We start from the raw sequence: 17,180 nt of genomic DNA on the forward strand, positions 1-17,180 counted from the left end.
AAGGGCTGACTAACGACACGACGACTAGAGTTTATAACCCGTGTGAACGGCAACAATGCCGCCGGTTAAGTTATTCACTTGGCAGCGTTCAAAACCCGCCTCTTCCATCATACTTTTAAGCGTTGCTTGATCGGGGTGCATACGAATTGACTCAGCCAAATATTGATAGCTATCGCCGTCTTTAGCAATTAACTCACCAATTTTAGGCAGTAGTTTAAACGAATAGATGTCATAAATTTTATCTAAAATTGGGCTGACCGGTTTTGAAAATTCTAAAATTAACAGACGACCACCCGGCTTTAACACATCAAACATGGAGCGTAATGCCGCGTTCTTATCGGTCACGTTTCTTAAACCAAAACCAATACAAACACGATCAAATTGATTTGATGAATATGGCAGACATTCCGCATTCGCTAGGTTGTACGTAATGTTTTTAATTAGGCCTTTATCAATCATTCGGTCACGACCTACCCGCAACATCGCTTCATTAATGTCGGCTAAAACAACTTTGCCATTCTGACCTACACGCTTGGCAAACAGCGCCGATAAGTCACCTGTGCCGCCCGCTAGGTCTAATACGACATGGCCCGGTTTCACATTGGCTATTTCCACAGTAAAGCGCTTCCATAATCGGTGTACGCCCATCGACATAAGGTCGTTCATAATGTCGTACGACGGTGCTACCGAATCAAAAACTTCGCGGACTTTTCCAACTTTTTCTTCGACTGGAACGTCTGTAAAACCGAAATGTGTTGTTGCTTTATCACCCATAACTAACCCTGTATACGTTTATTAGCGTTATTAATTCACGACACCTGACGTTGATGCCCTGCTTCTTCAAGCCTATTCAAGTAATCTTGCCAATTTTTTTCTTTATTCTCGGCCAATTCAATTAAGAAATTCCACGCATATAAGCCTGTATCGTGCTCATCACTAAACACCAATCGAACAGCGTAATTGCCTACTGGCTCTATCGCGACGATATTGACGTTTTCTTTACCAATTTGCAGCACTTCTTGCCCCGGGCCATGCCCACGAACTTCTGCCGATGGCGAAAATACGCGTAAATATTCACAACTAAGCTCCGTTGACCTGCCATCGTCAAAACTTAACGTTAACACCCTGCTCTTTTGATCGAGCGCTAAATCTGTAATTGCTACCATTTGTTACCTACAATATATAACGTGATAAATCTTCATCCGATGCTAGCTCAGCTAAATGTGCATCAACATAAGCTGCATCAACCACTTCATTCAACTGTGAACCAGCCGGTGCCTTGAATGAAATTTCATCCAACAAGCGTTCCAAAATCGTGTGTAAACGACGAGCGCCAATATTTTCAGTGCCTTCATTAACCTGCCACGCCATTTCCGCAATGCGTGCAATGCCATCTTCTGTAAACTGCAGGTTAACGCCTTCTGTTTCCAATAAGGCGGTATATTGTTCAGTTAACGATGCATCCGGTTCGGTTAAAATTCGTACAAAATCGGCTGCCACCAATGCATCCAGTTCTACCCGAATAGGGAAACGGCCTTGTAGCTCAGGAATAAGGTCTGAAGGCTTCGACACGTGGAAAGCACCCGAGGCGATAAACAAAATATGATCTGTTTTTACTGCGCCATACTTAGTCGTCACCGTACTGCCTTCAACCAACGGCAGTAAATCGCGTTGCACGCCATCACGCGACACATCTGCACCGCCACTATCGCCACGCTTACAGACCTTGTCCAGCTCATCTAGGAAAACGATGCCCGTTTGCTCAAGGTTATCTATCGCCTTCTGCTTCAACTCTTCTTCATTGACCAGTTTCCCGGCTTCTTCTTCAGTCATGACCACCAAGGCTTGTTTAATAGCCATTTTGCGTTTTTTCTTTTTATCGCCCGATATGTTTTGAAACATACCCTGCAATTGATTGGTCATTTCTTCCATGCCCGGAGGCGCCATAATTTCCACACCCACACTCGGCGCACTCATTTCCACTTCAATTTCCTTATCGTCTAAATCGCCTTCTCGCAATTTTTTACGAAATTTTTGTCGTGTGGAATCGCCCGCTGTGTCGTCAGGGTCTGCGCTTTCAGCGCGAGGCAACAAAATATCAAGAACCCTGTCTTCGGCCGCATCTTCCGCCCTACGTTTGAACTTTCCCATTTCAACTTCGCGCGTCATTTTAACGGCGATATCAGCAAGATCGCGGATAATAGAGTCAACATCACGACCAACATAACCCACTTCGGTGAATTTAGTCGCCTCAATCTTTATAAAGGGTGCCTTTGCTAAGGTCGCCAAACGACGTGCAATCTCAGTTTTACCCACGCCTGTTGGGCCAATCATCAAGATATTCTTAGGCGTAATTTCACTGCGTAAATTAACGGCTACTTGCGAACGCCTCCAACGGTTTCTTAGTGCGATAGCTACCGCTCTTTTGGCAGCATTTTGTCCAACGATGTGTTTATCGAGCTCATGCACGATTTCTTTTGGTGTCATTTGGCTCATGTTACTTTTTTTCCTCTGCAACTAATTCTTCAATCGTGTGATTGTGATTGGTGTAAATGCATATATCCCCAGCTATACCTAAAGCTTTTTCTACAATTTCCCGCGCCGATAAATCCGTATTTTCCAGTAACGCACGTGCTGCCGATTGGGCAAACGGTCCGCCCGAGCCAATCGCAATGAGATCTTGTTCCGGCTGAATGACATCACCGTTACCAGAAATAATCAGCGAATCTTTACTGTCGGCAATGGCCAGTAGCGCTTCTAATTTTCGAAGCATTCGGTCGGTTCGCCAGTCTTTTGCCATCTCCACTGCCGCGCGAGTTAAGTTACCGTGGTGCTTTTCCAGCATCCCTTCGAAACGCTCAAACAAGGTAAAGGCATCGGCCGTTGCCCCTGCAAAACCAGCAATGACGTCGCCACCGGCTAGCCGGCGAACTTTTCTAGCATTACCTTTCATGATGGTATTACCCAGCGTAACCTGTCCGTCACCACCAATCACCACGCTGTTTCCGCGCCGCACAGAAAGAATCGTTGTTCCTCTAAAATCCACTATTGCCTCTCACTTTCATGTTGACCCTACATTTTACACACTATTATGGGCTTCGCGTGCCTGCGACGTTTGTTTAGCCGTTATTCATATTACTTATGATATTCTTATTATCGATTACAACAGGGAGTCAATATCGTGGATGAACTAAACCAAATTTCTCAGACGCTGGCGCTCAGTATGGGTGCCGCCTGGGGCAGCGGTATTAATTTATACGCCACACTCCTTATGCTGGGATATTTAGCCCACACCGGCAGCATCGATTTGCCGCCAGACCTTATGATTGTGGCCGACCCTTTGGTGATGACAGCCGCAGGTTTAATGTACGCAGTTGAGTTTTTTGCCGACAAAGTACCGGGCGTTGATACTGGCTGGGACACCATACATACCTTCATTAGAATCCCTGCCGGTGCTCTGTTAGCCGCAGGCGCTATTGGTGACATTGGCCTTGCCGCTGAAGTTGCTGCTGCGATTGTTGGTGGTAGCTTGGCTGGCGTCACCCACGCGACCAAAGCAGGTAGCCGCGTATTGATCAACACTTCACCCGAACCATTTACTAACTGGACCGCATCCATCATGGAAGACGTGGCCGTCTTTGCCGGCGTTTGGGCTTCCATTCAACACCCTACTTTCTTTGTCGTCGGCTTGGTTTTCTTTATCCTGCTGATGATTTGGGCACTGCCTAAATTATGGCGTGGCATTAAACGTGTTTTTAAATTCTTAGGTAAGCTATTTGGCTGGTCAAGCGATGACGATATTTTAAGCACACCATCTGACGGAAAGTTGCCAAAACCGGATTAGCTTCTCACTCTTTCTTTTTTTGCTTTGCCCGCGGGTGGGCTTGGTCATACACCAACGCTAAGTGTTGAAAGTCCAAATGAGTATAAACCTGTGTCGTACTAATATTACTATGACCTAACAACTCCTGTACCGCTCTCAAATCTTGGCTCGATTCCAACATATGACTAGCAAATGAATGCCGTAACATATGCGGATACAATCGCCCCTGTAAGCCCTGACGTTTCCGCCACCTTTCCAAACGCAACTGAATACTTCTAGTACTTAAACGCGACCCCGTTTTACCCACAAACAAAGCCATTTCATCTGCTTTAACAAGCTCCATTCGTACCGATAACCATGCCTTTATCGCACTGACGGCTTTGCCACCCAGTGGCAATAGTCGTGACTTTCCCCCTTTACCACTCAGCACATAGACTGTTCGTCCACTTAAATCCACATCCATCAAACTTACATTGGCTAATTCACTGACGCGTAGACCGGATGAATACAGTAACTCCCACATCGCAAGATCACGCATTTCCAATGAATCCGTGGGTTCAACTTCTAAAAGCACATTGATTTGGTCAACATCCAGCACCGTAGGCAATGTTGTTGGTGCCTTTGGCGCTCGAATACCGTTGGCGGGATTACTGGGTAACTCCTTTATTTTTACCAAGTGGCCAAAAAAGCTTCGACAAGCCGACAGCTCTCGCTGCAAACTTCGGCTACCTAGCCCTTTTCGATGCCGTTCAGCAATAAATCGGCGAACATGATGGCCATTTAACTCAGCCCATGTATTAAAGCCTTGCTCATCACAATATATTGTTAGCTGAGCTAAATCGCGCTGGTACGCTTTTAGGGTATTTAAAGAGAGTCGACGCTCTACTCTAAGAACGTCTAGAAACTGCTGACAAACATCAACAGCCATTTTATCCATTGTTATTTTTTAAACGGTTGCAATGAGTTCAATCGTTTGGCGACGAGTTCACCAAGGTGCGCTAAAAACAACGTACCCATTGTCGGGTGGAAACGATCCGTCTCTGTACTGCCTATTGCTAATAGACCATCTTGCTGATCAATTTTCAACGGAATTAAAGCGACTGATTGAACCTCTGACGCCTGTTCGCTAAATAACGCCTCTGCTTGCGTATGAGTGGGGTGGCCGCATTTTATTTGTTGTGATTCAAAGACGCGTTTAAACTGCTCTAATTGGGCGGCATCTTTCGACCAAACAACATCGCTAATGGGGAAGTCTGATTCGCCTTCATCTTGCACTAAACGGATAGCAAAAAAATCGGCTCCAAAACATTCTCGCAAGGTATCATCCAGCGTCGCAAACACATCTTCTACGCAACGCGCATCAATTAACGCCGTTGTCAGCTGTTGCATACGCCCGAATAACGCATCATTCTCACGTGCAATTGCCAACAGTCCTTCTAATTGTTTCTGTGATTTTTCGTTCTTATCTCGTAAGACGGCCAATTGGCGCATAGTAAGAGAAACCACACCACCGCGTTGCTCAGTCACCTGAATATCTTCCAGCAACTCTGGGTATTGATTATAGAAATCAGGCGTTTCTAGTAAATAGTCACGAACCTGCTCTGCCGTTAAATCGCTTGCCTCTTTTAATGTTTGTTGCTCGCTCATAGCTCAATCATACCATCAAAAACAAATGCAGCAGGCCCCGTCATCATCACCGGCGCTTCTTTTCCTTGCCAATCAATTTGCAGCTCACCACCGGCTAAAGAGACAGTGACAGGCGAAGTGAGTTTACCCAATTGAATGCCGGCAACCGCTGCTGCACACGCACCACTACCGCAGGCCAATGTCTCACCTGCACCACGCTCATACACACGCAAGGCCACACTTGAAACACCCGTTATTTGGCTAAACCCTATGTTTGCACGTTCTGGGAATACCTCGTGGCTTTCCATCGCTACGCCAACCGATTCCAACGCTGCGATTTCAATATCATCAACTTGAATAACGGCATGCGGGTTACCCATCGATAGTGCTGAAAATTTAATGCTACTCCCAGCAACATCAACCTGATAAAGCACCTGCTGCTGCGTCGCGAGCAAGGGAATATCTGCCGGTAAAAACTGCGGCCGCCCCATATCGACCGTCACCTCATTATCTGCATTGATATTTAACACCAATTCACCAGCGCCGGTTTCCACTCGAATCGTACGCTTCTCAGTGAGCCCTTTTTGCCTCACAAACAGCGCAAAACAGCGCGCACCATTGCCACATTGCGACACCTCACTACCATCGGCGTTATAAATGACATACCTAAAATCTGCATTTCCCGCCGCCTGCTCCACCACTAAAAGTTGGTCAAAACCTACGCCATAATGTCTGTCCGCCAGCTTTCGAATTTTTTCAGCTGTTAAATCAAGTGTTTGACTGATCGCATCAATAACAACAAAGTCATTACCTAAGCCGTGCATTTTGCTGAAGTTAATCAACAACCGACTTCCTCAAATTCATTAGGCAACAAGGCTTCGTTTTGCCATAAGCTCTCAATACTCTGACGCGCACCAACAAGGTGAGTTTGCTCACCATCAACCATTACCTCAGCCACACTTGGGCGAGAATTGTAATTTGAACTCATGGTAAAGCCGTAAGCGCCCGATGAGCGAATAGCCAATAAATCGCCTTGTGATATTGCAAGCTCTCGATCTTTACCCAGAAAATCACCTGTTTCACACACTGGGCCTACAATGTCGTAATTGCTTTTTTTAGCATTAGACTGCAAATTTACTGGAACAATATCTTGCCACGCTTGATACAAAGCCGGACGCATCAGGTCATTCATCGCCGCATCGACTATCGCAAATTGCTTATCCTCAGTTGGCTTAATATATTCCACCTCGGTCACCAAAATACCAGCATTCCCAGCAATGGCTCGGCCGGGCTCTAACAAAATTTCGTACGGCAACTCACCCAGCCTTTCATACAACGCAGCCACATATTCAGCCGGTGAAGGCGGTTGCTCATCGCGATAGCAAATACCTAAGCCGCCGCCTAAATCTAGGTGTTGAATATCAATACCAACCGCTGTTAAACGATCCAGCAAGCTCAGCACGCGATCCAATGCGTCGACAAATGGCTTCACATCGGTCAATTGAGAACCAATATGACAGTCCAAACCGACCACATTCAAATTGGCAAATTGATCTGCACGCTGGTATTGCTCAAACGCCGTTTCAATATCCAAACCAAACTTATTTTCTTTTAAACCCGTTGAAATATAAGGGTGTGTTTGTGCGTCTACATCGGGGTTAACGCGAATAGAGATATTCGCAATCACGCCGACATCGGCAGCAATCTCATTAATGCGGTCAAGCTCCGTCGACACTTCTACATTAAAACAGCGAATGCCAATCTCTAACGCACGACGAATTTCATCACGGCGTTTACCGACACCAGAAAAAACTATTTTCTCGGGCTGCCCGCCTGCTGTTAAAACACGCTCAAGTTCGCCGACAGAGACAATGTCAAAGCCCGAACCCAGTCGAGCCAACACATTTAAAACCGCAATATTTGAATTGGCTTTAACGGCATAACAAATTAAGTGTGGACGGTCGCCAAACGCCTGATCAAACGCATTCCAGTGACGCTCTAATGTTGCTCTAGAATAAATATAGGTCGGTGTAGCAAATTGATTAACAATTGATTCAACACTGACTCCTTCCGCATACAGCTGGTTGCCACGGTACTGAAAATAATCCATTTACAGGCCTTGTTGTTGAGCCGCTTGCTGGCTTGGCATATACAACGGGCCTTTTTGCCCACAACCCGCTGATACTGCGACCAAACCCAGAATCAACAGCACTTTTAATAAATGCATCATCTTTGCACCCTTTTACTATTTAGATAGTCAGCAGTATAAACGCTTGACGTTTTTTGGCATACTCTAATCCCTTTTAGCAACTCAACTTGAAACCAACACTATGCAAGCGACTCGACTGCCTTCTATTATTTCTAACCCTAACACCCCTATCCGCTGTAGCGTTATTTGGCTACATGGCCTTGGCGCAAGCGGCAACGATTTTGCCCCCATCGTGCCGGAACTCGGTATACAAGATGAATTAGGCATTCGCTTTGTTTTTCCACATGCACCCAATATCCCCGTTACCATTAATCGTGGCGCGGTGATGCCCGCTTGGTACGACATCAGCGAAATGGACTTAATGAAACGCGCCGACAGTGCTGGCATTATTCAATCCAGCGCCACGATCACCGACATGATCAACGATGAAATAGCGATGGGCATCGAGCCTTCTAAAATTGTTATTGCTGGGTTTTCCCAAGGCGGCGTCGTTGCCATTGATGCAGGTATTCGTTTCCCCGATACGCTCGCCGGCATTATGGCACTTTCAACCTATATACCCATGCGCGACACGCTGCCTAACGCGACACAGAGCGGCAATGGCGATATCCCAATTTTTTATGGCCATGGCAATTTTGACTCTGTCATCCCGATTGATCAGGCTGAGTCATCACGCCACTTCCTTGAAGAGTCCGGTTATTGCGTTGAGTGGAACAACTACCCAATGGAGCATTCAGTTTCTCCGCAAGAAATTTCTCATATCAAAACCTGGCTCACAACCGTTCTTTCCTGAAAATAGGGACGAGATGAATCTTAGAGATTTAAAGTACATCGTTGCTGTTGCCGACTTAAAAAGCTTTGTGCATGCGGCTGAACGTTGTTTTGTAAGCCAACCCACCCTCAGTATGCAGGTTAAGAAGCTAGAAGAAACCTTGGGTGTAAAAATCTTTGAACGCAATAATAAACGCGTGCTGATCACTGAGGTGGGTGCGCGCATTATCTCCACTGCTAGGCGGGCGCTACAAGAAATCAGCTTAATTGAAGAGCTTTCCAAAAGCGCCCAAAACCCACTCTCAGGGCGTTTTAAATTAGGCGCATTTCCAACACTTGCCTCGTATGTGCTGCCTGCTTTAGTTCCACAAATAAAAAAACAACTGCCGGATATCCGCTTAATTTTGGTGGAAGAAAAAACGAACACTTTAATTCAACAACTCAAAAATGGCGAACTCGATGCTGCATTACTGGCCGCCCCTATAAAAGGCGATTATTTGTGCGCTGAACACTTATTTGACGACCCTTTCAAATTAGCCGTTTCTTCACAACACCCCTTAGCTAAGCAAGCCCTAGTTTCTCCTGAAGATTTAGTCGGTGAGCCATTACTTTTACTCGACGAGGGCCACTGCCTACGAGATCAGGCGCTGCAATTTTGCCAAATAAATGGAGCCGCTGAAGAACAAGACGTTCGAGCAACCAGCTTAGAAACGCTTAGGCAAATGGTGCGTGCAAACACCGGCATTACCCTTATTCCTGAAATAGCCGTTCAACGTAATGATAAGGATATTTGTTACATCCCCTTTACAGAACCGCAACCTAAACGGAGTATTTTCCTAGTCTGGCGAAAAACCAGCCCTAGAACATTGCTCATGGATAAAGTCAAAGCTCTCTTACAAAGCTTGAATTAATGATAGGTAAAAACTATTGCTGCTATAAGAACAATTGATTTTATCGATTCATTGGCATTGTATACACTGTCTCCTATTGGCGCGTACTATCGCACTTTGTTAAATTAATATTGGAGAATCAAATGGGCAATACCGTACCCCACGTTACATTCAAAACCCGCGTTAGAGATGAAAGCATTGAAGGCGAAAACCCTTTTCGCTGGCAAGACGTTACATCTGACGAAATTTTTAGCGGCAAAAAAATCGTCATTTTTGCTTTGCCTGGCGCTTTCACACCTACCTGCTCAAGCACTCATTTACCTGGGTTTGACGCTAAATACGACGAACTCAAAAAACAGGGCGTTGATGAAGTTTATTGCTTAAGCGTTAACGATGCCTTCACTATGTTTCAGTGGGGCAAAAACCTCGGCGTTAAGAACGTCAAAATGCTACCTGATGGCAACGGTGAATTTACGCGTCTTATGGGCATGCTGGTAAAAAAAGAGAACCTAGGGTTTGGTGATCGTTCATGGCGTTATTCAATGCTTGTTGAGGATAGCAAAATCACCGCCATATTCAGCGAACCGGGGAAAGTAGATAACTGTTCCGATGACCCGTTTACATGCAGTGATATTGATACCATGCTCAATCATCTAAAGCAGGCGTAACCCGTTGCAAGTAGTGCCTTTGTAAGCCTTCGCTGCAAAGGCATTGCTGTTGATAAATGACCAACCATCAGCGCTACAATATTGCTGTCGAATTCCTTATGCCGTCTGGGGTTTTTCAAAATAGCAGGAAGTCAGCCCTCGCAACGCTGCTATAGCATTAAACGTTCAATTTCTCTTCTATACGCTGTTTATAGTTTAAATAGTGAACCGTTTGCAGCTGAGCATGGCTAGTTGCAGCTAATTCTTCGTAAGGTAAATCAATATCCGTGATATAGACAGGGTATTCTTCAACGGCATTTCTTTTTTCTCGAATGAATGCCGACACCTCACTATACAATTGGTCGGCATACTCTAGGCTTGAAAATGTACGTTCATTACAATAAATATGTGATTCTTTTGTCTGGGCATCATAAGCCACTCGCACGTCCATACCTTTAGTCGCTGCTTTGTGCGAAACAAAAACTTCTTTTATAGCCCAACTCTGGCGAACTTTCTCAACTCTGAAACACTCAATTTCCAAATCAAACGTCATATCATCTAATTCATAAGCCGCTAAACGGCGACGATGAAAAATACTTTCAATCAATTCTTTATAGGATTGCAACAGCACACTTTCACTGACAAAACGTTGCTCCTTAAAAAACAAAGAGCCCTTTTCATCCAGAATATAAATTTGCGCCTTATCATCGCTAGTCTGAATGTAATAAATACTCGTAATATTTGCTTTATGGTGACCAAAAATTACTGGAAGCAAGCCTTTCTGATCCACCCCGCTATCAAAATGCACAGGGCTATAAACAAGTTGTGACGCTGACAGTTCAGCCAACAGGTATTCCTCCGTGACTGTAATAGCGGTCATTTTCCTATCTTTAACCTGCATGATAAAGAATGAACGGGCTGACTGAATGACCAACCTAGGCGACGATTCTTTACTATAGCCTTTGAACACAGCCGCTATTTCTTTGAACAAGCCTTGTATTCGCTTTGACACACTCATCGCCCTAGGCGAGTTGTAGCTGGTACACACTAGTATTGGCAGCACCTGTGTAGCGCCCAATGTTTTATGGTCAAAAATTTCACACAAGCAAGTCATCAGACCACCCACGGAATCATATTTACCAACCACTATTTCGTTCCACGAGTTGCGCAACACCATGTCTACACTGTGAACCAAATTACGACGCTGCGAGCCAAAACTTAGCGCATCTGAACGCTCACTGGTCAGGTTAATTCCTCGCTCGGTAAAACCACTCATCGAATCCAAACCCGAATTAATCACCAGCATCGCATTGGTCACCACCGGCTTATAACGGTAGGCGTTCAGGTCCGCAGGCTTTTTCGGTAAGGCGTTAAAAAAAATCGAGACACTGCGTAGCGTTTGCAACACTTCTCGCGAACTGATGTGACTCGCACCCGGGTCTAAAGCAATTTTAGTTTTCTCGCCAAGAACGCCGTAATCAACACACCACGCCAACAAGCCAATCAAACCGTGTGATTGACGAATAAATTGTTCTTGCTGATTTACATCTAGCCGACTTAGCACCCAACTCGCTTGCTCGTTTTGTAGCGAGTGTTGCTTTAAGAGAACTTTACTTTCTTGCCGAATACGTGTGTTTTTTATCGTAGCGCGTTCTAGTTTACCCGGGCGTCTTTCAAAGGCCGCATTAAGCTTTCTGCCCAACAATGTCAGCTCATCGCTATCACGTTTTGACTTATCAATTCGTTCTTTTGCAAAGCGCATTAATAAGCGATAACTGTGCGTTAACTCATTGGTTAGGCGCTCTTTTTCTTGCTGAACTTGTGAAATATCCCATTCTTTATTCTCTAGCGAACTCTCAAGATAATCCGGCAGAGGTAGCCACTGAGCCAGTAATTCACCAAACACTTCCTGACGCCAATCATGCTTTGATGAGTTACTAGAGTGCTCATTCAGTTTACTGTAAAAACAATAACGCATTAAATCCAAGCGTTCAGGTTCATTTCTTTTAATGAAATATTGCTCTAGCACATCATACAAAATAAGGTAGGCGTCTAGTTTATTAACGTCAGACTCACCCGCATAAACACGCTCTTTCATTAACAACGCCGCCCAACATGAATTGGGATACTGGTCGACGTACGATTCCATTAACATCAACTTTAATAGCGACTTGTACGGTGAGTCGATGGCCTTATATAAATGCCAGAACGAGGCACCCAAGAACTCTTCTGCAGGAACACGCTCAAGCCCTCCAAAGTCAATCACATCGTGCTTATCAATGAAACGTTGCTTTAATAAACTATCAACAAACTCTTGGTAATTATTTTCTGCCTCGGGCGGTACTAACCACCAAACTGGGTAACGACCCGCCACATACAAAGCCGTGCGATAAAACTCTTCCAGCAACAAATGATGCTGCGTACTACCACTGCTTTCAGACGACAACGGGGTTGCCGCACCCTGCTTAAATTGCTCCGCATTCATTAAAAAGAAATGCACCTCAAGGCCCAGAGTATCCGCCCACTTTTCAATCTCTGTGGCTTTTTCTTGCAGCAATGTCAACTCTTTCACTGACAAATTAGGCCCGTGACATAGCCATAAATCCATGTCGCTGCCTTTAACATAAGCAATACTGCCGACACTTCCCATCAAGAAAATAGACTCAATGCCAAAAACGCGCTTTGCCCGTTTACTATAAACAAAGCCCTTACCAAGCTTTTTAGCTTTCTCTATCGAGAGTTTGCTCGGCGCGTAATCGGCAATACCTGCTGGCGTTTTGCTGGATACATAGCCTGGCAATACGGGATGATTAACGTGAAACAGCAAGGGCAGCAATTCCAAAAATATCTTCTGACGAGGCGTAATGGCATCGAGCGCTCGCTGCATTTTCAACTTATGAAGGTTTAAAAAGCGTTGCTTAACTACTCTGAGGTCTTTCTTACTGATCTCGCCATCAGGGCCAACCAGCTTAATACTCTTCAAGTTTCGTTCTTGAAGCGGCCTTTTTTGTAAATCAACCATGCGCTACATCATCATCGTTAAATCAACATCCTGTCGAGTATTTTGTAACATTTTTGGGGTCGTATCGCCTTTTGCCCATTCGGTCAGCCCCACAGAAAAGGACATGGGCCGGCCATCCCCTTTAGAAAATAACGATAGGTGCGGTTCTTCATTAAACTTTTTTAGCAACGCTACCGCCGAGGAGTAATCCGTTTCAGGCAGTATGACTAAAAAAGTATGCCGGTCTAGCATGCCAATTTGATCGGCCCAACGCAGTTGGTCTTTAAGAAAGAAAGCAATTCGCTTGATGCTACGCGAGAATAATTGCGCATCCATTTGCTCAGAAAACTCATAACGAATTCTCAGTAATGCCAGTGGGTTATCATAACGACGACTACGGCTGATATGCCCTTCGAGCATTTCAACAATAACGTCGTTGCTCATCATGCCGGTCACGGGGTCTTTAGGGTTCAAACCTGTCAAATCGTGCTGCAAACGTCGGCATTCATTACCGATAATAACGAGGCCACTACAATCATGAAAAAAATAGATGTCATACCCCGCCGTCTTAATATGCTCTCGCTTTAACCACGTCTCCTTTCCACTCTTATTTGCAATAAGAAACGGGTTATCTGTACCCAGCAACAAGCTGGAAAGTCGATCAGGTTCTGAGGTGATGCGGTCCGCTAAATCGTCTTCTTTTAAGTCAAGCAAAGCAAGAAGGTACGGATTTATCCATTGGGTGTGTTGATCATGCAAAACGAGCGCACCAAAGTCGGCGACTTCTAATGCTTGCTGACCCCACCCCCCTGATAATGAATCGATCATTTTTGCAATTAGTTGTTTTTATTAAAAGTTACTCTCAAGTATTGCCTAAATTTTGAATAATGTCGGTTTTTTTTAGCTTATCTTCATTTCGCTAAGAACTCTTTAGCATTTGCCACCGCTTGACGTACTTGGTTTGGCGCAGTACCACCTAAATGATCGCGCGCTGAAACGGAGCCCTCTAGCGTTAACACCTCAAACACGTCATCAGTGATTTTTTGCGAAAAGCTCTGTAATTCTGTCAGTGATAGCTCTGATAAGTCACGATTGGTTTGCGTACCTAAGCGTACCGCTAGGCCTACGACTTCGTGCGCATCCCTAAAAGGAATACCCTTACCCACCAAGTAATCTGCAAGGTCTGTTGCCGTTGAAAACCCTTGCTTTGCCGCTGCCAACATCGACTCTTTTACCGGTTCAATATTCGGCACCATGTCGGCAAACGCCCGCAACGAGCCCAGTACCGTATCGACCGTATCGAACAACGGCTCTTTGTCTTCTTGGTTATCTTTGTTGTACGCCAATGGCTGAGATTTCATCAAGGTTAATAATGACACTAAATTACCGTTAACACGCCCTGTTTTACCGCGCACCAACTCGGGTACATCAGGGTTTTTCTTTTGCGGCATAATCGACGAACCGGTACAAAACGCATCCGGTAATTGAATAAAGTTAAATTGCGCACTGGTCCACAACACAATCTCTTCAGAAAAGCGTGACAAATGCGTCATCAACAAAGCAGACGCCGCACAAAACTCAATCGCAAAATCGCGGTCACTAACGCCGTCTAATGAGTTTTCTGATGGACGTGAGAAACCCAATAATTCAGCCGTCATCAAACGATCAATTGGGTAACTGGTTCCTGCTAATGCAGCAGAACCTAGTGGCATTACATTCACCCGTTTAGCACAATCAGCAAAACGCTCTGCATCACGCTTTAACATTTCAAACCACGCCATTAAATGATGACCAAACGTCACTGGCTGCGCTACCTGCAAGTGGGTAAAGCCGGGCATAATGGTATCGGCGTTGTCTCCAGCAAGGCCAACTAAGCCTATTTGCAAACGAGCCAATTCAGATTGAATTAAGTCTAATTGGTCGCGCAAAAACAAACGAATATCGGTCGCTACTTGGTCGTTTCTCGAACGCCCCGTGTGCAACTTCTTCCCGGCAACGCCTATACGCTCCGTTAATGCGGCTTCAATGTTCATATGCACATCTTCAAGGTCAACCGACCATTCAAAATCGCCGGCCTCGATGGTCCTCAATATTTCCGCCAAGCCTTCTAGGATTTGCTGACATTCGGGCTCTGTTAAAATTCCCACCTTGGTGAGCATTTTTGCGTGGGCAATGGAGCCTTGAATATCGTACGGCGCCAAACGTTGATCGAAGTCAACTGAGGCGGTGAACGCTTTAACAAAGGCATCGGTACTTCCTGTGAAGCGACCGCCCCACAGTTTATTTTGTTTATCTTGTGACATGGTTTACGGACAAATATGGAATTTCGCCTAGTATATCACTTAAGATTGGCTTAATTTAGAGCGAATAGGAAACGAACAACACGCCAGCATGGATAAACGTTCTCAAACGGATCAGCAATACTTCTTGCCCGACATGTGCCGAGCTAAGAGCGTGCTATATCTCACGCTAGTTTCGCAGCTACTGGCCATTATCCTCGCGCTTAACACCAGCTTCATCTCCGGTAACTTCTGGACGGCACTAAGCTTAAACGCCTTATTCATCTTGTGGGTAGCGTTTACCTGTGCGGCCATTTTCTGTGCCTTTAAGCGGCAAATTAACCGTTGGCCAGCGCTAAAAATCAGCCTGATTATGTTCCTCACCATCAACCTCAGCACCGCCTTCATCACTTGGATCAGTTCGTCTTTATTACCGCAACTGGATTTATTTATGACCCCTGCTCAAAGCAATATGAGCATTTACTTGAGAAATTCAGGCATTAGCATCATTTTTAGCATCATTTTTAGCATCATTTTATTGCGCTTTTTATATATTCAATTTCAATGGCGAAAACAAATAAGAGCTGAGGCCGAGGCCCAGTTAGATGCCTTACAGGCACGCATACGACCTCACTTTTTATTCAATAGCCTGAATACTATCGCCAGCCTAACCCGAGTTGACCCACCGCTAGCAGAGTCGCTCACCGAAGACCTGTCTGAATTATTCAGGGCGAACATGCAAACCTCCAAGCGACTCGTTCCTTTTAAGCAAGAGCTTGCTTTAATCCAACAATACTTAAACATTGAACAGACTCGTTTAGGCGACCGGCTGAGCATAAAATTAGATACCTCAACTATCCCAGATGACGCGCTAATACCGCCACTGAGCATCCAACCGATTATTGAGAATGCTGTTTATCATGGTATTGAGCCCAGCGAACAAGGCGGTCTATTAAGTATTTTCGGCGAGATGAAAAAAAACACCATTAGTTTACTTGTCAAAAACCCTATCAGCAATGAACATGATACTAATGCTCGATCGGGCAACAATATGGCCATCAAAAATATTCGACTTCGAATGGAGCATTGCTTCCCCGATCAAAGCAAGTTATTGATCAGCTCCAGCGAACTAGAATTTCAAACTCAACTCACTTTCCCGTACCAAAACAAACCATCATGAAAATTCTAATCGCCGATGACGAACCACTGGCAAGGCAGCGTTTAAAAAGATTGCTGGAAGAAATAAACCCTCTACATTCCGTGTATGCTGACGCCGGAAATGGTTTAGAAGCGCTGGAACAATGTATCAAAATTCGACCACACATCGCCTTGCTCGATATTCGCATGCCGAAAATGGATGGTTTACAAACTGCCGCCGAAATGGCCAATGCCAAGCTAAATACACGCGTCATCTTTGCCACCGCCTACGAAGAGTACGCCGTAGAAGCATTTAACAAGAACGCCATTGATTACCTACTAAAGCCCGTTAAGAAAGAACGCTTAAAGCAGGCCATAGAGAAAGCAGCGCAGCGAAACGCCGGCTCCAATAATATTAAGCGAGTAACACAATCGATAGCGCCGCCCCGACAACAGCTGTGCGCGCACAGCTACTCGGGTATAAAGGTGCTGAAGTTAGCTGATATTTTATTCTTTAAAGCTGACCATAAATACGTACTCGCAGCCACCGCCAACGACTCCATTTTACTTGAGGAGCCACTTAAAGCACTGGAAGAAGAGTTCGCCGCACAGTTCTTTCGTATCCACCGCAATGCCTTGGTCAACATCAACGCGATACAATCCATTACAAAATCAGCCAGCGGGCAATTTAACCTGCAGCTGCATGGCTGTGGAGACACCTTAACCATCAGTCGCCGACACCAAGCCGAATTACACCGCCTGCTTCGACAAAAAAACTGAACTGCAAATAATATGTG

Annotated in this window: 18 protein-coding genes; 6 read left to right on the top strand and 12 right to left on the bottom strand. The window is 45.2% G+C overall.

Annotated features, from left to right (window positions below; genetic code table 11):
- Window positions 1–24 precede the first annotated feature (24 nt).
- From ubiE to hslV, 4 genes are read right to left on the bottom strand one after another with little or no spacing between them, the layout of a single operon-like run.
- Window positions 25–774, bottom strand: a complete 750-nt coding sequence (gene ubiE / locus AB1Y31_10240) for a bifunctional demethylmenaquinone methyltransferase/2-methoxy-6-polyprenyl-1,4-benzoquinol methylase UbiE (GenBank protein MEW4983552.1) — start codon at window positions 772–774, stop codon at window positions 25–27.
- A gap of 35 nt (window positions 775–809) precedes the next feature.
- A complete protein-coding gene (locus tag AB1Y31_10245) occupies window positions 810–1,166 on the bottom strand; it encodes a DUF971 domain-containing protein (protein ID MEW4983553.1) in 357 nt (118 codons plus the stop codon).
- A 7-nt stretch (window positions 1,167–1,173) separates the two neighbouring features.
- On the bottom strand, window positions 1,174–2,496 hold the full coding sequence (gene hslU, locus AB1Y31_10250; protein ID MEW4983554.1) for an ATP-dependent protease ATPase subunit HslU: 1,323 nt from the start codon (window positions 2,494–2,496) through the stop codon (window positions 1,174–1,176).
- A 1-nt stretch (window position 2,497) separates the two neighbouring features.
- Window positions 2,498–3,049 (bottom strand): ATP-dependent protease subunit HslV, encoded by a 552-nt coding sequence (gene hslV, locus AB1Y31_10255; protein MEW4983555.1) that lies wholly within the window; start codon window positions 3,047–3,049, stop codon window positions 2,498–2,500.
- Window positions 3,050–3,181: 132 nt separating this feature from the next.
- Here hslV and AB1Y31_10260 point away from each other — a divergent pair, with 132 nt between their 5' ends.
- A complete protein-coding gene (locus AB1Y31_10260; GenBank protein ID MEW4983556.1) occupies window positions 3,182–3,844 on the top strand; it encodes a DUF4126 domain-containing protein in 663 nt (220 codons plus the stop codon).
- Window positions 3,845–3,848: 4 nt separating this feature from the next.
- On the opposite strand, the gene xerC is transcribed toward AB1Y31_10260, so the two are convergent.
- From xerC to AB1Y31_10285, 5 genes are read right to left on the bottom strand one after another with little or no spacing between them, the layout of a single operon-like run.
- Window positions 3,849–4,760 (bottom strand): tyrosine recombinase XerC, encoded by a 912-nt coding sequence (gene xerC, locus AB1Y31_10265; GenBank protein ID MEW4983557.1) that lies wholly within the window; start codon window positions 4,758–4,760, stop codon window positions 3,849–3,851.
- A gap of 2 nt (window positions 4,761–4,762) precedes the next feature.
- The gene (locus AB1Y31_10270) at window positions 4,763–5,470 is read right to left on the bottom strand and encodes a DUF484 family protein (GenBank protein ID MEW4983558.1); all 708 of its coding nucleotides are present in this window, start codon (window positions 5,468–5,470) and stop codon (window positions 4,763–4,765) included.
- Window positions 5,467–6,294, bottom strand: coding sequence for a diaminopimelate epimerase (gene dapF, locus AB1Y31_10275; GenBank protein ID MEW4983559.1), 828 nt, complete (start codon window positions 6,292–6,294; stop codon window positions 5,467–5,469). The genes AB1Y31_10270 and dapF overlap by 4 nt, the downstream gene beginning before the upstream one ends.
- On the bottom strand, window positions 6,288–7,559 hold the full coding sequence (gene lysA / locus AB1Y31_10280) for a diaminopimelate decarboxylase (protein MEW4983560.1): 1,272 nt from the start codon (window positions 7,557–7,559) through the stop codon (window positions 6,288–6,290). Before lysA ends, dapF begins: the two co-directional genes overlap by 7 nt.
- On the bottom strand, window positions 7,560–7,679 hold the full coding sequence (locus AB1Y31_10285) for a lipoprotein (GenBank protein ID MEW4983561.1): 120 nt from the start codon (window positions 7,677–7,679) through the stop codon (window positions 7,560–7,562).
- 100 nt (window positions 7,680–7,779) lie between these two features.
- Between AB1Y31_10285 and AB1Y31_10290 the strand changes: the two genes are divergently transcribed.
- The 3 genes from AB1Y31_10290 to AB1Y31_10300 all read left to right on the top strand — a co-directional run bounded on the left by AB1Y31_10290 (window position 7,780) and on the right by AB1Y31_10300 (window position 9,987).
- A complete protein-coding gene (locus tag AB1Y31_10290; protein ID MEW4983562.1) occupies window positions 7,780–8,451 on the top strand; it encodes a carboxylesterase in 672 nt (223 codons plus the stop codon).
- A 13-nt stretch (window positions 8,452–8,464) separates the two neighbouring features.
- The gene (locus AB1Y31_10295; protein ID MEW4983563.1) at window positions 8,465–9,340 is read left to right on the top strand and encodes a LysR substrate-binding domain-containing protein; all 876 of its coding nucleotides are present in this window, start codon (window positions 8,465–8,467) and stop codon (window positions 9,338–9,340) included.
- Window positions 9,341–9,462: 122 nt separating this feature from the next.
- Window positions 9,463–9,987, top strand: coding sequence for a peroxiredoxin (locus AB1Y31_10300; GenBank protein MEW4983564.1), 525 nt, complete (start codon window positions 9,463–9,465; stop codon window positions 9,985–9,987).
- Window positions 9,988–10,144: 157 nt separating this feature from the next.
- On the opposite strand, the gene AB1Y31_10305 is transcribed toward AB1Y31_10300, so the two are convergent.
- The 3 genes from AB1Y31_10305 to argH all read right to left on the bottom strand — a co-directional run bounded on the left by AB1Y31_10305 (window position 10,145) and on the right by argH (window position 15,270).
- Window positions 10,145–12,988 (bottom strand): class I adenylate cyclase, encoded by a 2,844-nt coding sequence (locus AB1Y31_10305; GenBank protein MEW4983565.1) that lies wholly within the window; start codon window positions 12,986–12,988, stop codon window positions 10,145–10,147.
- A 3-nt stretch (window positions 12,989–12,991) separates the two neighbouring features.
- A complete protein-coding gene (locus AB1Y31_10310) occupies window positions 12,992–13,795 on the bottom strand; it encodes a GGDEF domain-containing protein (protein MEW4983566.1) in 804 nt (267 codons plus the stop codon).
- Window positions 13,796–13,878: 83 nt separating this feature from the next.
- The gene (argH, locus tag AB1Y31_10315; GenBank protein MEW4983567.1) at window positions 13,879–15,270 is read right to left on the bottom strand and encodes an argininosuccinate lyase; all 1,392 of its coding nucleotides are present in this window, start codon (window positions 15,268–15,270) and stop codon (window positions 13,879–13,881) included.
- Between the two features lie 88 nt (window positions 15,271–15,358).
- Between argH and AB1Y31_10320 the strand changes: the two genes are divergently transcribed.
- The gene (locus tag AB1Y31_10320) at window positions 15,359–16,426 is read left to right on the top strand and encodes a histidine kinase (protein MEW4983568.1); all 1,068 of its coding nucleotides are present in this window, start codon (window positions 15,359–15,361) and stop codon (window positions 16,424–16,426) included.
- On the top strand, window positions 16,423–17,163 hold the full coding sequence (locus AB1Y31_10325) for a LytTR family DNA-binding domain-containing protein (protein ID MEW4983569.1): 741 nt from the start codon (window positions 16,423–16,425) through the stop codon (window positions 17,161–17,163). Before AB1Y31_10320 ends, AB1Y31_10325 begins: the two co-directional genes overlap by 4 nt.
- Window positions 17,164–17,180 lie beyond the last annotated feature (17 nt).

The sequence above is a fragment of the Cycloclasticus sp. genome (assembly GCA_040743155.1).
GTDB lineage: Bacteria > Pseudomonadota > Gammaproteobacteria > Methylococcales > Cycloclasticaceae > Cycloclasticus.

Excerpts from the sequence above, each read along its gene's own strand:
- ubiE (MEW4983552.1), bottom strand. The coding sequence starts at position 774 with ATGGGTGATAAAGCAACAACACATTTCGGTTTTACAGACGTTCCAGTC.
- AB1Y31_10245 (MEW4983553.1), bottom strand. The coding sequence starts at position 1,166 with ATGGTAGCAATTACAGATTTAGCGCTCGATCAAAAGAGCAGGGTGTTA.
- hslU (MEW4983554.1), bottom strand. The coding sequence starts at position 2,496 with ATGAGCCAAATGACACCAAAAGAAATCGTGCATGAGCTCGATAAACAC.
- xerC (MEW4983557.1), bottom strand. The coding sequence starts at position 4,760 with ATGGATAAAATGGCTGTTGATGTTTGTCAGCAGTTTCTAGACGTTCTT.
- AB1Y31_10270 (MEW4983558.1), bottom strand. The coding sequence starts at position 5,470 with ATGAGCGAGCAACAAACATTAAAAGAGGCAAGCGATTTAACGGCAGAG.
- lysA (MEW4983560.1), bottom strand. The coding sequence starts at position 7,559 with ATGGATTATTTTCAGTACCGTGGCAACCAGCTGTATGCGGAAGGAGTC.
- AB1Y31_10285 (MEW4983561.1), bottom strand. The coding sequence starts at position 7,679 with ATGATGCATTTATTAAAAGTGCTGTTGATTCTGGGTTTGGTCGCAGTA.
- AB1Y31_10290 (MEW4983562.1), top strand. The coding sequence starts at position 7,780 with ATGCAAGCGACTCGACTGCCTTCTATTATTTCTAACCCTAACACCCCT.
- AB1Y31_10295 (MEW4983563.1), top strand. The coding sequence starts at position 8,465 with ATGAATCTTAGAGATTTAAAGTACATCGTTGCTGTTGCCGACTTAAAA.
- AB1Y31_10300 (MEW4983564.1), top strand. The coding sequence starts at position 9,463 with ATGGGCAATACCGTACCCCACGTTACATTCAAAACCCGCGTTAGAGAT.
- AB1Y31_10305 (MEW4983565.1), bottom strand. The coding sequence starts at position 12,988 with ATGGTTGATTTACAAAAAAGGCCGCTTCAAGAACGAAACTTGAAGAGT.
- AB1Y31_10310 (MEW4983566.1), bottom strand. The coding sequence starts at position 13,795 with ATGATCGATTCATTATCAGGGGGGTGGGGTCAGCAAGCATTAGAAGTC.
- argH (MEW4983567.1), bottom strand. The coding sequence starts at position 15,270 with ATGTCACAAGATAAACAAAATAAACTGTGGGGCGGTCGCTTCACAGGA.
- AB1Y31_10320 (MEW4983568.1), top strand. The coding sequence starts at position 15,359 with ATGGATAAACGTTCTCAAACGGATCAGCAATACTTCTTGCCCGACATG.
- AB1Y31_10325 (MEW4983569.1), top strand. The coding sequence starts at position 16,423 with ATGAAAATTCTAATCGCCGATGACGAACCACTGGCAAGGCAGCGTTTA.